Raw genomic sequence first — 14,795 nt, 5'->3', positions numbered from 1 at the left:
TGCCTTATTTTGTGTTTAGTTTCGTTCAAAGATAATCTTTTTTGCAGATAAAAAACAAGAGGCTGCTCAATATTAAATTGACAGCCTCTCTTTATTATTTAGATTATTCCCCTTGTATTAATCCACCGGTACTTCGAAAGCATCAGAAGCATCTACAACACGTCCTACGCCGTTGATCTCAAGGAACGATGTTCCTTTTCCTTCACCGAACGAACCGCTCAAATAAGCTACCTGATCTTCTTTCTTGATAAGTCCGCGCTCCAGTAATGAGTTAAGGGCTTTCAGGAAATACTCTTTATGCTTGTGTGTTGTAAATCCTGTAGATTCCTGGAATTTTGCTTCTACTCCGTAGCATACTGACAACTGGCGTGAAACTTCGTGGTTACAACAAATTGCATATACAGGACATTTACTGCGGAAAGCAGCGATTGTACGTGCTGTACGACCTGTGTAGCTGTCTGTGATAATAGCACCGAGCCCCAGCTGTGTTGCAGCTTTAACTGCTTGTTTTGCAAGGAAAGAAGTAGTATCGTATTCTGCATCTTTGAATGGTACAGGAATTACTTTTTCGTCCAGTTTAGACTGTTCTGTTGTGGCACATATCTGAGCCATTGCACGCACTGCCTCTACCGGATATTTACCGTAAGCTGTTTCACCGCTCAACATCACTGCATCTGTTCCATAATATACTGCATTGGCAATATCGGTTACTTCTGCACGTGTAGGGCGAGGATTTTCGATCATTGTATGCAACATCTGTGTTGCTACGATAACCGGTTTCTTGAATTCGATAGATTTACGGATAAGCAGACGTTGGATAGCAGGAATTTTTTCCTGTGGTACTTCGATACCGAGGTCTCCACGAGCTACCATTACACCGTAAGCTGTTTCGTATATTTCGTCGATGTTGTCCACACCTTCCTGATTCTCAATCTTAGCGATAATTTTGATCGGGCTGTTGTGCTCATCCAGAATTTTCTGTACATCAAGAACGTCTTGTCTGTTTCTTACGAAAGAGTGAGCAATAAAATCTGCTTTATTTGCAATTGCGATTTCGATACTTCTCTTGTCTTTAGCTGTGATAGACGGAAGGTTTACACTTACTCCCGGTATGTTTACGCTCTTGCGGCTACCGATAGTACCATCGTTCTGAACTTCGCAAACAAGATATTCAGCTGTTTTGTCCACAACTTTCAATCCGGTTTCACCATCATCGATCAGAAGCAAGCTACCTACAGGCACGTCTGCTACAATACTAGGATAAGAAGTAGAAATCTGCTCCGGTGTAGACAGTACATTAATATCGCCTATCACTTTCAGTTTGTCGCCTGTTTTAACTGCGATTTTTTCGCCTGAGGCAGTAGCGGTAGTACGTATTTCCGGACCTTTGGTATCCATCATGATGCCAATACTTGGAGATACGGCACGTACATTGGTCATCACCTTCACAAAGCCCTCTTCTGTCATATGGGCTGAGTTCATTCTAACAACATTGATTCCTTCGTTATACAACGAACGCAGGAAATCAACATCACAACGCATGTCTGAAATTGTAGCTACAATTTTCGTTTTCTTCTGAATCATAAATGATTTAATTTAATATATATAGTTCTTAAAAATTTCCGTTCCGATCAGGCTTTTTTGCTTTTAACAAAAAACTCTATAGCCAGATCGTATGATATAAGCCCCAGACCTACAACTGATCCCTTACATGCCGGGACAATCATAGATGTGTGACGAAATTCTTCACGAGTGTGTATATTGGATATATGAACCTCCACTACCGGAGCACTAATCGATTTAATAGCATCGTGAAGTGCAATGGATGTATGTGTATAAGCTCCTGCATTGAGTACAATGCCATCGCAGGAAAAACCAACCTCGTGAATCTTATCGATAAGAGCGCCTTCGTGATTGGACTGAAAGTAAGACAATTCGCAACCTGTATAAATCTGCTGTAAGCGGGTGAAATATATCTCAAATGAAGTGTTGCCGTATATATCCGGCTCGCGCTTCCCCAGCAAATTCAAATTAGGTCCGTTGATAATCTGTATTTTCATATTTATCAGCTATTTAGCACTAAATATCGAAATTTGTTTGTTTAGAGCACAAAAGTACTATTTTTTATTTGCAATTTATGTTTTGAAACATATTTAATCACAAATAAAACATCATTTTTTACAATGGTTAACTAATTTCTATTGGCAGATAGCCAATATCTATATTATATGCTATATAGACATTACATTAACGCCTGTAAAATATCTTTTTTGAGGTCTTCTACATCTTCCAGTCCTACCGACAATCTCATCAAATTATCTTCTATACCCATCAGTTCTTTCATCTCGGGTGCAAATGTGCCGTAAATGGTAGACTCAGGGTGTATGATCAGCGTTTTGTTGTCGAACAGATTTGTTGCACGACGGATAATTTGCAGTTTATCCATGAAGCGGTAACAGGCTTCTTTACTTTCCAGATTGAATGTAAGCATCGCTCCGGGATTTCCTGTAAACAGCTTATCCGATATTTTCTTATATGGTGAAGTTTCCAGTTTGGTATATCCTACTTTTACAATCTGATTTTCCTTTGATAAGAACCGCGCCAGTTCATAAGCTGATACCGACATTTTTTCGAACCTCAGTTGCAACGTCTCCATACCCAGTGCCTGCTGATAGGCCGAATCGGGATCGAGTACCGCACCCATATTACGGGCAATCTCGCGTTTCAGTTTGAAAGAAAACTGTGACATACCCACAGTCTTATTTACTGTTTTCAGACGTTTGTTGTACGCCCAATCAAAAGTACCGTAGTCGAGTATGGCTCCACCAATACCTGTTGCTCCACCTGAAACGTATTTGGTCGTGGAAACGACTTCTATATCTACTCCAGCTTTGCGTGCATCGAAGCCACACCAAGCAATGATGGTCGTATCTACTATCATCGGCACATTGCGTGTTCTCAACAGCTTCGATATTTCGGGGAGATCGGCTATTTCGAGATGCGGATTAGTGATCAGTTCACAAAAGAATGCACATGTATTTTCATCAATAGCGGCTGCTATTTCTTCTATATTATCAGTATTTACAAAACGGACTTCGACTCCGAAAGCAGCCAGTGTAAATTTCAGTAAGGAAAATGTATTCCCGAAGAGATGCGGAGAAGTTACAATATTACTGCCTGCATAGGCCAGTGTAAGGAACGTATTGGATATAGCTGCCATGCCCGAAGCCACCATCATGACATTTTCTGCACCGGAAGCCGTCTTTATTTTCCGCTCCAGATTCTCTACCGTAGGGTTTGTTATACGGGTATAGGTATGCGATGCTACTTCTTCCTTATACTGGAATGCAGCAGCAATACTTTCCGAATCGGCAAATTCGAATGCAGCATTACGGTACACAGGCATTGTTATCGCTCCATGCACGTCTTCTTTATTAAACTCTTCGCTTATGACACGAGTCGAAAATTGCTCGTTCGGGGAATCATTCTGAACCATTGTTTCCTTATTTTGAAAATTGATACCAAAGGTAAGAAAGACTTGGCAAATAAGAATACGATATGACAAATATTGTATCGAAATACCATAAATATGTCAGAACACTTCAACTTATAACAATCTTATTCCCAGAAACCGAAGAAATGATGTACAGGCCCGTGTCCCTTTCCTATTTCGTATGCGGCACCGGCAACTATGGCTTTGTTTATATAATCTTTTGCTCGTATGGCAGCATCGTTAAGCGATAATCCATGAGCCAGGAAAGCAGCTATGGCAGACGAAAAGGTGCAGCCTGTACCATGTGTATTCTTTGTATCCACCCTGTCGGAAGCAAGTTCGATAATCTCGTTAGTTTCTGCATTGTAAAACACGTCTACGAGCTTGTTTTCGGTAAGATGCCCTGCCTTTAGCATAACAGAAACTTTATTGCCAAACGACAAGTCTTTGACTACCGACTTCAAATCCTTCTGGCTTTTGATTTCTTTTCCCAACAATATTTCCGCTTCGGGAATATTCGGCGTTATAACCCTGACAAAAGGAATCAGTTCATTCTTTAATGTTTCTATTGCCTCATCCTGCAACAGTTTATCGCCGGAAGTAGCCACCATCACCGGATCGAGGACAATATTTTTTATATTGTATTGTGCCAGTGTATCTTTCACTGAGCGTATAAGCTCAGACGAATGCAACATGCCGATTTTGATGGCATCAGCTCCAATATCATCCAGTACAGACTTTATCTGCCCCGATACAAACGAAACAGGAATCGGGTGCACGTCAGTTACTCCGACCGTATTTTCATCTACTACAGCTACTATGACCGTAGCTCCATAACAGCCACATGCCGAAAAGGTTTTCAGATCGGCCTGTATCCCCGCTCCTCCGCTGGGATCACTTCCCGCAATGGATAGTGCAATTTTATAGTGTTTCATACCAATTCAGCCCCTCCAACCTCCCCAAGGGGAGGCTTCTGAGGTATAATCTTATTTTATATTTTGTAATCGAACTAATTAACTCCCCCTTGAGGGATAAAGGGGGCTTCTTATACCGCCCATTTTTCTAACCGCCATGCGCTATCCCAAAATAGCCATTCCATTTTGGAGCACATCACGTATGCATCCATCATAGCCTGTCGTTGCTCTGGCGTACATTTTTCGGCAAGCTCGTCACAAATAGCGATGGCTGTTTTCACAGACTGCTCAAACTCCTCACCTCCGTAAGTATCTATCCAACTCTGATACGGATTATTTCCTTTTATCTGATGCTTTAAAATATAGTCTCCCACTTCTTTATATATCCAAAAACAGGGCAATACTGCTGCAAGCATCACTTCTACTGGCGATGTTGCCACCTGCCGCAAGAGATATGACGTATATAGCAAACAACTGGGCGAAGCTTCTTGTTTCGCTGATGAAGATATCTTACTGACGAACGATTCGTGTAGTGCCTTCTCCACAGCCATGCTGTCTCCTGCAAAATGGATAAACGCCTCTATATGCTCCGGCTTATTCAATCGGGATGCTATTGCAGTAAGCACCTTTCCGTATTCTGCCAGATAAAGGGCATCCTGCCGGATATAGAAAATAAACTTCTCCTCAGCCAGTGTTCCGTTTATCAATCCGTTTATAAACGGTTGCTCTATGATTTTATCATATACTGGTTTGGCTGCCTGCCATGCTTCTTCACTCCATTTCATAGTTATTTCTTTTTGATTTATCCACAATATACCTCAACTGATATGCCGCATCTTTCGGGCTCTCAGCCGACATAATCGCCGACACTACCGATATACCGTCAGCTCCTGCTCTTATTATCTCTGCGGCATTCATCGCATTAATCCCCCCGATACCTACCGCCGGATGCTTACAAATGCACGTTATCTCCCGAACACCATCAATGCCGAGAGCCGTTGCGGTGTCGGTCTTGGTTTGTGTGCCAAAGACCGGCGAAATTCCAATATAATCTACATCGAGATTGTTTGCATCAATAGCATCCTGAACACTCTCCACCGAAAGCCCTATTATCTTGTCCTTACCCAACAGTCGACGAGCAACATCGTAAGGCATATCACTCTGCCCGATATGCAGACCATCGGCATCGCACGCCAGTGCTATATCGAGCCTGTCATTTATGATAAGGGGAACATCGTACTGTTTTAAAAGTCCTTTTAGCTGCATTGCCAGATTATAAAATTCAAGGGTAGAGGCATCCTTCTCTCTTAGTTGCACCATCGTCACCCCACCCGCTATAGCTTGTCCCACAACATCTACTAATGGACGGGTAAGTGATAAAGAGCGGTCTGTAACCAGATAAAGACTTAAATAGAATGTGAGCATATTATGAGTGCTTAAAATATTTCCCTATAGTTTCTCCATCCATATTACACAGCTCATCGAGGAAATTCACCTGTAAACTGCCATTACCTGCCGACTTTCCGGCTGCTATCTCTCCGGCTATCCCCATTATAGCCATACCATGAGCTGCTGCTTCGAGCAGATTGGAATTGACAGCCGCAAATGCAGCCACGACAGTTGTAGCCGTACACCCCATGCCTGTCACACGTTCCATTAGCGGACTACCATTGAAAACTATCTTGGTAGTCTTGCCATCTGTGATATAATCAGTCTGACCACTGACGACTACAACTGCACCCGTTTGTTTTGCCAAAGCTTTGGCTGCATCCAGAGCCGCATCGGAAGAATTGGTACTATCTACACCTTTTGTCTGTACATTCGTATCGTGCAGAGCCATAATTTCCGAAGCATTTCCACGTATAACAGATGGGCGGCATTCCTCTATTATCTGTTTGCACACGCGGTTACGATATGAAGTCGCTCCTGCTCCTACCGGATCGAAAACAACAGGAGTATTTTTTGCCAAAGCTGTTTTTCCTGCTATCAGCATTGCCTCTACCCATTGGGGTTCGAGTGTCCCTATATTTATAACTACAGCAGAAGCTATTGCAGCCATTTCTGCTACTTCATCCAACGCATGCGCCATGACGGGTGATGCACCGATAGCTAACAGTCCGTTAGCCGTATTATTCATCACCACATAATTGGTAATGTTATGTATCAATGGAGATTTGCTCCTTACAGCAGCCAAATCTCTTTCTAATGCCTGAATATCTATCATTTCCTTCATTTATGGATATAAAAAAAGCCGCTTCGCAAATACGAAACGGCCAATAATAACATATAGTAATTTATACTAATATTTTCTAAAAGCTACCGTTTCCCTACGATGTCAATTACAACATATCAGGTTCAAGGGTTTAATCTCAGCTCTTACAAAAGAACACCCCTAACAGTGATGCACAAACTTACAGAAAAAAATTCAGATAAGCGAATTTATCCACAATAATAAAAACACTGTCATTTTGTCACAAATAACGATTTGGCAAATATTTTGAACGAATAATATCAAACAATTGTTATTAAAATTAAAGACATAAAAAACAAATAAACATATGAATTTCAATAATTTCACAATCAAATCTCAGGAGGCTATACAGAAGGCCGTTGAGATAACAAAAGAAAAGGGGCAACAGTCCATCGAGCCTGCGCATATCCTGATGGGTGCGATTCTGACAGGCGAGAATGTTGTGAATTTTCTTTTTCAGAAACTCGGTGCTAATCCGGGACATATAACATCAGTCCTCAGCAAGGAGATAGACTCGTACCCGAAAGTTTCGGGTGGCGAACCTTACCTGAGCAGGGAGAGTAATGCAGATCTGGATAAAGCCGCTGATTATGCAAAGAAAATGAGCGACCAGTTTGTCTCCATCGAGCATTTATTGCTAGGTGTCTTATCGGGCAAAAGCTCTGCAGCACAGATGCTGAAAGATGCGGGTGTAAACGAAAAGGAATTACAGGCTGCGATAAATGAACTGCGTAAAGGCAGTAATGTGACCAGTCAATCGGCAGAAGACACATACCAGTCATTAGAAAAGTATGCTATCAACCTCACCCAACGGGCGAGAGACGGCAAACTCGATCCGGTGATTGGTCGTGACGACGAAATACGGCGCGTGCTGCAAATACTTAGCCGCCGTACCAAAAACAACCCTATACTAATAGGTGAACCGGGTACGGGTAAAACTGCTATTGCCGAAGGGTTGGCGCACCGTATCGTTCGCGGTGATGTACCCGAAAATCTGAAAAGCAAACAGATATATTCACTCGATATGGGTGCCCTGATAGCAGGAGCGAAATATAAAGGGGAGTTTGAAGAACGGCTGAAATCGGTAGTCAATGAGGTTACCAAATCGGAAGGTGAGATCATTCTCTTTATAGATGAGATACATACTCTTGTAGGCGCAGGAAAAAGTGAGGGTGCAATGGATGCTGCCAACATACTGAAACCGGCATTGGCACGTGGCGAGTTGCGTTCGATAGGAGCGACAACCCTTGATGAATACCAGAAATACTTTGAAAAAGATAAGGCGCTCGAACGCCGTTTCCAGATAGTAATGGTGGATGAACCGAGCGAAATGGACGCTATATCGATACTGCGAGGGCTGAAAGAGAAATACGAGAACCACCACAAGGTACGTATCAAAGATGAAGCGATCATAGCAGCCGTACAGCTATCGAGCCGCTATATCACCGACCGTTTTCTGCCGGATAAAGCCATTGACCTGATGGACGAAGCAGCGGCAAAGCTGCGCATGGAAGTAGACTCTGTGCCGGAAGAACTGGACGAGAAGAGCCGCCGTATCAAACAACTCGAAATCGAACGCGAAGCGATTAAACGCGAAAACGATACAACGAAGGAAGCCGAACTATCGAAACAGATCAGCGTCCTGAAAGAAGAAGGAAAAGACCTGAAAGCCAAGTGGCAATCGGAAAAAGATGTTATCAACAAGATTCAGCAGAACAAGATCGACATAGAAAATCTGAAATTCGAGGCTGACAAAGCCGAACGTGAAGGCGACTACGGAAAGGTAGCCGAACTGCGTTATGGCAAGCTGAAAGAACTGGAAGACGGCATTGGTAAGTTGCAGGAGCAGTTGCACGAAATGCAAGGCAGTCAGGCGATGGTGAAAGAAGAAGTAGACTCGTTCGATATAGCTGATGTAGTATCGCGTTGGACTGGTATTCCTGTGAATAAGATGCTGCAAAGCGAGAAAGACAAGTTACTGAATCTGGAAGACGAATTGCATCAACGTGTAGTGGGACAGGATGAAGCGATTACTGCTGTGGCAAATGCCATCCGCCGTAGCCGCGCAGGGTTGCAAGACCCTAAACGCCCTATCGGCTCGTTTATCTTCTTAGGAACCACCGGAGTGGGTAAAACCGAACTGGCAAAGGCACTTGCTGAATTTCTGTTCGATGATGAGAATATGATGACGCGTATCGACATGAGCGAGTATCAGGAAAAATTCAGTGCAACCCGCCTTATCGGAGCACCTCCGGGATATGTGGGATATGATGAGGGAGGACAGCTAACGGAAGCGATTCGCCGCAAGCCATATTCAGTAGTGCTTTTCGATGAAATAGAAAAGGCACACCCTGATGTATTCAATATACTGTTGCAGGTATTGGATGACGGGCGGCTGACCGACAATAAAGGGCGTGTGGTAAACTTTAAGAATACGATCATCATTATGACATCAAATATGGGTTCGGGACTGATACGCGAAAACTTTGCAGGCATCACACCTAAAAATCATGATGAAGTAGTAGAGAAAACTAAACGGGAGGTACTAGATATGCTGAAAGTGAATATCCGCCCCGAGTTCCTCAACCGTATAGATGAGATCATCATGTTTGAACCGTTGAACGTGAAAGAGATAGAACAGGTGGTGCGTATTCAGCTGGAAAGTGTTGTAAAAATGCTGAAAGGGAACGACGTAACACTCGAATTTACGGATGATGCCATTTCGTGGATTGCACAGATGGGATTCGATCCCGAGTTTGGTGCGCGTCCTGTGAAACGTGTCATTCAGCGTACAGTACTCGATACATTGTCGAAGCAATTATTAGCCGGAACGATCAACAAAGTTTCACCGATAGTTATTGATATGAAAGAGGGGGAGCTGGAGTTTAGAAATTGATATTTGACTTTCCATCGTAGAATGATTGGAAGTTTAAAACATTTGAGTATATTTGATTTTTAAGGGATATTGTTTTAATGACGATAAATATATCATAGAGGGTATGCTGGAATAAAAGTATTGCAATACTTTTATTCCACTTTAATGCCCTAGTCAAACTAAAGCCTCCTCAAAACACCAGAAAACCTGTATGGTGATAACTAAATAAGGTTTCTATTTGAATCATCAATAATCGTTACAACAATGAGAGGGATAATTTGCTACATATTTATTCTTTCTATTTTCATTTCTTGTACAAATTCAACAAAAGTACAGGAACAAGCTATAAATATTAGTGAAGTAGAAACTAAAAGTGAGAATATACCGAAAATATCTTTAGATTCTATGAAGGCTTTCTATTTAGAAGAAAGCTCACATTCTAAAGATTCCATAATGGCTGGTTTTAAGACATTATTTATGAATCCTCCTATGAAAAAAGGGAAAGAATTTGATATTGATATAAAAGAATATTTGAATAAGGCATTAAAGAAAGGAGATACAGAGGCGTATGATCTTATAATTTATGAACTGACAATGTTTTCAGAAAGCAAGTATTTGCCCTATGCTATCTACATGGCAGATAATCATCACTATGACAATGCTTACGATGATGTATTTCGTTATTTGAGGGCATTAAGTATAAGAAATCTTGATTCTTTAATCTCTGCAAATTATATAAATATAGAGGATGTGAATCGAAGGGATATATATAATTTAGATTATATAAGTCCGGGGCAACGAGCATTAGCACTCACATATCTGATAAGCGGGGCTGAAAATGGAAGTGAAAAGCTAAAACGTGTTTTAGAAGATTATTGTTTGAAGGGAAAATATTTTTGACTCTGCAAATTCCCAATTCGCCCCTAAAACACTTCAAAGAATTATTCTAAATTGATATGATTACCTTTATTTTATTCGATCATATCTTTATCTACCCCAAATTTTTCTTTGGCATGAGGCCCGTCTTTGGGTTCTACGTGAACAACGATATCATACACGTTTTCTATAGAATCCCTGATACTTTGCTCTACATTTTCAGCTATGTTATGCGCTTCGTTCAGCGTAAGATTTCCATCACATTCTATATCGAGGGCAATCATATACATGTTCCCGATCTGCCTCGAACGCATCCGATGAGGGTTGTGCGCTCCGGAAACCCTCTCTACAGCCTCGAATATTTTTTTGTATACCGAAACGTCTTTCACCCCATCCATAAGCTCTACGTTGGAATCCATAAAAATTCCGATCGCAGATTTTATAACAAAAAGGCTTATTATCAACCCTGTAACAGAGTCCAACACAGGCATTTTAAATACGAATGTAAAGATCAACCCGATCAGGACACCTGTAGAGATAATAACATCGTTACGCATATTGATAGCATTGGCTGTCAACATAGAACTCTTTATTTTCTTACCCTGCTTATACTGATAAAGAGCCAGAAGCAGTTTTCCGACAATAGAGAATATGGTCACATATATGGCGATGGTAGCGGGTAATTCTTTGGCCTGATCCGAAAATATATTCTGAATGGAAGAAACCAGCATTTGCACACCGGCATAGAATATGACCATCGACAGTATTTTGGTAGCAATTCCTTCTGCCTTTTCATATCCGTAGGCGTATTTCTGGCTTGGAGGGCGATTTACTATTGAAGCTGTAAATATCATTACAATGGAGATAACGACATCGGTAGCCGAATCTATACCATCTCCCACTACCGCCAAACTACCTGCTGCAAGACCTATCGATATCTTCGACACAGACAATATGGCATTCCCGATAGTACTTATCCAAGAGGTTCTAAGCAGAATCCGATCTCTTGGGACAGACTCATTCATTTTTTCTTACTTATTGTTATGAGGATACAAATATATAACAAAAAAGAAGTCCGGAAAGTATAATGCTTCCGGACTTTTATTGATTATACTAATCAGTATTGATTGTTTTATTTATATATCTATTGTTTTTTACTGCAAGCGGACGCACGATTGGGAGACGACAAAATATTATCCATTTACTCGCAACTTGTAACTGCCCGAAGGGCGAAGTATCTTGTAACTACTATCATTATTCTATTGTCAGCGTTTTATCTTTCGGATACTTCACTTTATACCTCAGCTCCATATCTTTCTTTTCTCCGGCTTTCACATTCAGTTTCCACTTCACTTCGCCTGTTTCGGCATTCAATACACCTTTAGACAGGTTTTCGGTTTCCACTTCTATTTCGGTAATTGTAGGAACAGGTATCTGATCGAGCACAACAAAGTCGATTGGCACTCTTTTGTTGTTCCTTACCGTAATCTTCCATGCGCGGGTATCTTCTTTCTTATTGCCGAAGAATTTCTTTGTATTCAGATCTTTTACCTTATCGCGGCTTACCAAGATGCTCTTATCTTTTCCGAGTGAAATATTCAGTGTATCACTCACATAGCGGGTTTCCAGTATTGTCTTGCCGATGTAAGTATTGTCGAAGAAGATATTGGCTTCACCATCGAGCAGGTTGTATTTCTCCCAATCGGAAATATTAGCCAACAGGAAAGCTTCTTTGCTAATCTTAGGAATAGCAAAATATTCATATTCGGCAGGAAGCTCATAACGGTCTACTTCCACAATGGTATTCTTATTATCGGACTTAACAGTGTATGGTGTTTTGATCTCAAATTCTACTGATGTCTGATTTTCGACCTGCGCGGTAGGCATGGCAATATCTTTACGTTCATATACAGCAGCAGGGATAGCAGGTTTTTCCATTGCAGGAGCAACAGAAGCTACAGCCCCTGTCGTAGATGATTTTCGTTGTGTACCATAACCGACAACTACAACCTCACTCAATTCCCGTGAATCTTCCACCATCCGTACATTCATAAATGAACGCGAAATAGGGATATTTTGCTGTATATAACCGATGTATGAAAATGACAACACATTTCCGTTTTGGGGTATTGCAAGTGAAAAACGTCCGTTTACATCTGTCATTGTGCCTATTGTCGTACCATGTACTGCAACAGAAACGCCGATTAACGGTTCATTCGTTTTAGCATCTACAACGACTCCGGCGGCTTGATTATTTCCAACATTGGTGTCATATTTAGGTGGTGCGGTATAGTAATTCAGATAATATGTTTTCAACTGCGGTACGATATTTCCGGCATTGGGATCGGCAGAAGAAATTTTGAGTTTTACGTTATTCCAGTCTTCTTTTGTATTCTGACGCACATTTGCCTTATAAATCAGCTGTATAGGTTTATCTACATTCAAGGCACGTATATCATAGGTCGGATTCCAACCTGCATTGGCTACATAATAACTCAATTCTATGTTTGCTCTCACGGCTCTTTTGCATTCTACATCTACCACTACTTCGCCTATCGGAGTAGGTCTGGGCATATCGCCGCTCAGTTTCCCTTCATTCTGTAATGCTTTCCGTTGTGCTTCCAGAGTTAGTATACGGCTATATATTTCATTGTCTTTTGTACGGAGTGCCGACATCCGGTCTCTGTAAAAGTTAGTTGTTTCCCTCAGTGTAGTCAGGCTTATTCCTGTATTTGCCCCACCTATACTCTGATTTTTGGAAAGAAAATCCATTTCATCTTTGACCACCGAACGGGCGATCTGCTCGGTGGTAATCTTTTCCGATATTTCTTTTATTTGCTGCTCGGCTGTTTTTGATACGACAGGCCTTTTGAGACTATCGACAAAGCTTGACTGGTGATTGACCGACATTACCATCACTTCGCCGTCCATTTTTATCTGCACACTTTTGGCATCAATGTATGGTGAGAGATTTGTAAAACGGATTTTTGTCTTTCCGGGAAGTAGGTCTACAGCCTTCTTGCGCAACACTTGTGCCCCGTTGATAAAAACGGTAGCTTCGGACACTTCCGATTTCACTACTATTTCTTTCTGATCCTGTGCTGCCAGCGGTATGTAAAACAGCATAAGAATGAGTATTATGAACACATTATGTTTTTTCATAGTATCTACCTTTTATAGTTTATAATTGTTAAGATATTCAGGCGAATGTAGAAAAATATAAGCAGATAATAAAATCTGATATCATTTTTTGTATTCTAGAGTAAATTATCTGAATATTTCCACAAAATCAGTATATTTGCATCCTTATTCTTTTTAATAATTTATTCTATATCAGTACAGAAATGAAAATTGCTATTGTTGGCACCAGTGGTGCTGTAGGCCAGGAATTTCTCCGGGTTCTTGCCGAGCGGGATTTTCCTATCGAGGAGTTAGTATTGTTTGGTTCTGCGCGTAGTGCGGGCAGCACCTACGAGTTTTGTGATAAACAGTATACGGTGAAGGAACTGAAGCATAACGACGATTTCAAAGGTATAGATATAGCTTTTGTTTCGGCCGGAGGTAGTGTTTCCGTAGAGTTTGCCGAAACGATAACTAAGCATGGAACTATTATGATAGATAATTCCAGTGCTTTCCGTATGGATAAAGACGTGCCGTTGGTAGTGCCTGAAGTAAACGGTGAGGATGCCAAAGTGCGTCCGAAAGGAATTATTGCCAACCCTAACTGTTCTACTATACAGATGGTGGTGGCTATGAATGTGATCGAAAAAATCTCTCATATAAAGCGTGCCCATGTGGCTACTTATCAGGCTGCATCGGGAGCCGGTGCTGCAGGCATGGAAGAGTTGATCAACCAGTTTAAGCAAATAGCATACAATACGGATATCACAGTGGAGAAGTTTGCTTACCAGCTTGCATATAACCTGATTCCGCAGATCGATGTTTTTACAGATAACGGATATACGAAGGAAGAGTTGAAAATGTATAACGAGACACGCAAGATAATGCACTCGGACATAGAGGTGAGTGCAACTTGCATACGAGTCCCGGTACTTCGCTCCCACGCTGAGGCTATCTGGGTAGAAACTGAACGCCCAGTATCGCCACAGGAGGCAAAAGACGCATTTGCGAAGGCTGAAGGGGTTGTACTTCAAGATAATCCTGCTGAAAAAGAATATCCGATGCCGTTGTTTGTAGCCGGAAATGATCCTGTATATGTAGGGCGTATACGAGAAGATATCGCTAATCCGAACGGGCTTACATTCTGGGTGGTAGCCGACCAGATCAAGAAAGGGGCAGCCCTGAATGCGGTACAGATAGCAGAATATCTGATCAAAGAAAAAGCTATTTAATTTGACAACTTGTTTGTATAATCAAAACAAACAA

Annotated in this window: 12 protein-coding genes and 1 riboswitch; of the genes, 3 read left to right on the top strand and 9 right to left on the bottom strand. The window is 41.5% G+C overall.

Going from position 1 to position 14,795, the window contains the following annotated elements:
* Positions 1-117: 117 nt before the first annotated feature.
* The 7 genes from pyk to thiM all read right to left on the bottom strand — a co-directional run bounded on the left by pyk (position 118) and on the right by thiM (position 6,631).
* Positions 118-1,584: a pyruvate kinase gene (gene pyk / locus M2448_RS02170; protein ID WP_280644632.1), complete on the bottom strand. Its 1,467-nt coding sequence runs from the start codon at positions 1,582-1,584 to the stop codon at positions 118-120.
* Between the two features lie 47 nt (positions 1,585-1,631).
* Positions 1,632-2,060 (bottom strand): type II 3-dehydroquinate dehydratase, encoded by a 429-nt coding sequence (gene aroQ / locus M2448_RS02165; RefSeq protein ID WP_280644631.1) that lies wholly within the window; start codon positions 2,058-2,060, stop codon positions 1,632-1,634.
* Between the two features lie 182 nt (positions 2,061-2,242).
* Positions 2,243-3,496: a PLP-dependent transferase gene (locus tag M2448_RS02160; protein WP_280644630.1), complete on the bottom strand. Its 1,254-nt coding sequence runs from the start codon at positions 3,494-3,496 to the stop codon at positions 2,243-2,245.
* A 122-nt stretch (positions 3,497-3,618) separates the two neighbouring features.
* Positions 3,619-4,428 carry a bifunctional hydroxymethylpyrimidine kinase/phosphomethylpyrimidine kinase gene (gene thiD, locus M2448_RS02155; protein WP_280644629.1) on the bottom strand — a complete coding sequence of 270 codons (810 nt, stop codon included), beginning with the start codon at positions 4,426-4,428 and terminating at the stop codon, positions 3,619-3,621.
* Positions 4,429-4,538: 110 nt separating this feature from the next.
* Positions 4,539-5,192, bottom strand: a complete 654-nt coding sequence (tenA, locus tag M2448_RS02150; protein WP_280644628.1) for a thiaminase II — start codon at positions 5,190-5,192, stop codon at positions 4,539-4,541.
* Positions 5,179-5,832: a thiamine phosphate synthase gene (gene thiE, locus M2448_RS02145; protein ID WP_280644627.1), complete on the bottom strand. Its 654-nt coding sequence runs from the start codon at positions 5,830-5,832 to the stop codon at positions 5,179-5,181. Before thiE ends, tenA begins: the two co-directional genes overlap by 14 nt.
* Position 5,833: 1 nt before the next feature.
* The gene (thiM, locus tag M2448_RS02140; RefSeq protein WP_280644663.1) at positions 5,834-6,631 is read right to left on the bottom strand and encodes a hydroxyethylthiazole kinase; all 798 of its coding nucleotides are present in this window, start codon (positions 6,629-6,631) and stop codon (positions 5,834-5,836) included.
* A gap of 83 nt (positions 6,632-6,714) precedes the next feature.
* A riboswitch (TPP riboswitch) is annotated at positions 6,715-6,811 on the bottom strand.
* Positions 6,812-6,965: 154 nt separating this feature from the next.
* On the opposite strand from thiM, the gene clpB reads away from it, so the two are divergent.
* Both clpB and M2448_RS02130 read left to right on the top strand, forming a co-directional pair.
* Complete coding sequence (gene clpB, locus M2448_RS02135) at positions 6,966-9,554, top strand: ATP-dependent chaperone ClpB (RefSeq protein ID WP_280644626.1); 2,589 nt, start codon at positions 6,966-6,968, stop codon at positions 9,552-9,554.
* Positions 9,555-9,797: 243 nt separating this feature from the next.
* Positions 9,798-10,433 carry a hypothetical protein gene (locus tag M2448_RS02130; protein ID WP_280644625.1) on the top strand — a complete coding sequence of 212 codons (636 nt, stop codon included), beginning with the start codon at positions 9,798-9,800 and terminating at the stop codon, positions 10,431-10,433.
* 71 nt (positions 10,434-10,504) lie between these two features.
* Here M2448_RS02130 and M2448_RS02125 read toward each other — a convergent pair whose 3' ends face one another.
* Both M2448_RS02125 and M2448_RS02120 read right to left on the bottom strand, forming a co-directional pair.
* Entirely contained in the window at positions 10,505-11,434 is a 930-nt protein-coding gene (locus M2448_RS02125) for a cation diffusion facilitator family transporter (protein ID WP_280644624.1), read from the bottom strand.
* A 229-nt stretch (positions 11,435-11,663) separates the two neighbouring features.
* Positions 11,664-13,571, bottom strand: coding sequence for a mucoidy inhibitor MuiA family protein (locus tag M2448_RS02120; RefSeq protein ID WP_280644623.1), 1,908 nt, complete (start codon positions 13,569-13,571; stop codon positions 11,664-11,666).
* Between the two features lie 182 nt (positions 13,572-13,753).
* On the opposite strand from M2448_RS02120, the gene M2448_RS02115 reads away from it, so the two are divergent.
* Positions 13,754-14,761, top strand: coding sequence for an aspartate-semialdehyde dehydrogenase (locus tag M2448_RS02115; RefSeq protein WP_280644622.1), 1,008 nt, complete (start codon positions 13,754-13,756; stop codon positions 14,759-14,761).
* The last annotated feature ends 34 nt before the right edge of the window (positions 14,762-14,795 follow it).

Origin of the sequence: Dysgonomonas sp. PF1-14 (assembly GCF_029892965.1) — a bacterium.
Taxonomy (GTDB): domain Bacteria; phylum Bacteroidota; class Bacteroidia; order Bacteroidales; family Dysgonomonadaceae; genus Dysgonomonas.
Note: the sequence above shows the minus strand (reverse complement) of the source record. Positions and strands in the feature narration are given on the sequence as shown.

Bases quoted from the DNA above. Each gene is read 5' to 3' on its own strand.
- M2448_RS02125 (WP_280644624.1), bottom strand. From the start codon at position 11,434: ATGAATGAGTCTGTCCCAAGAGATCGGATTCTGCTTAGAACCTCTTGG.
- pyk (WP_280644632.1), bottom strand. From the start codon at position 1,584: ATGATTCAGAAGAAAACGAAAATTGTAGCTACAATTTCAGACATGCGT.
- clpB (WP_280644626.1), top strand. From the start codon at position 6,966: ATGAATTTCAATAATTTCACAATCAAATCTCAGGAGGCTATACAGAAG.
- M2448_RS02120 (WP_280644623.1), bottom strand. From the start codon at position 13,571: ATGAAAAAACATAATGTGTTCATAATACTCATTCTTATGCTGTTTTAC.
- M2448_RS02130 (WP_280644625.1), top strand. From the start codon at position 9,798: ATGAGAGGGATAATTTGCTACATATTTATTCTTTCTATTTTCATTTCT.
- thiD (WP_280644629.1), bottom strand. From the start codon at position 4,428: ATGAAACACTATAAAATTGCACTATCCATTGCGGGAAGTGATCCCAGC.
- tenA (WP_280644628.1), bottom strand. From the start codon at position 5,192: ATGAAATGGAGTGAAGAAGCATGGCAGGCAGCCAAACCAGTATATGAT.
- M2448_RS02115 (WP_280644622.1), top strand. From the start codon at position 13,754: ATGAAAATTGCTATTGTTGGCACCAGTGGTGCTGTAGGCCAGGAATTT.
- M2448_RS02160 (WP_280644630.1), bottom strand. From the start codon at position 3,496: ATGGTTCAGAATGATTCCCCGAACGAGCAATTTTCGACTCGTGTCATA.
- aroQ (WP_280644631.1), bottom strand. From the start codon at position 2,060: ATGAAAATACAGATTATCAACGGACCTAATTTGAATTTGCTGGGGAAG.
- thiM (WP_280644663.1), bottom strand. From the start codon at position 6,631: ATGATAGATATTCAGGCATTAGAAAGAGATTTGGCTGCTGTAAGGAGC.
- thiE (WP_280644627.1), bottom strand. From the start codon at position 5,832: ATGCTCACATTCTATTTAAGTCTTTATCTGGTTACAGACCGCTCTTTA.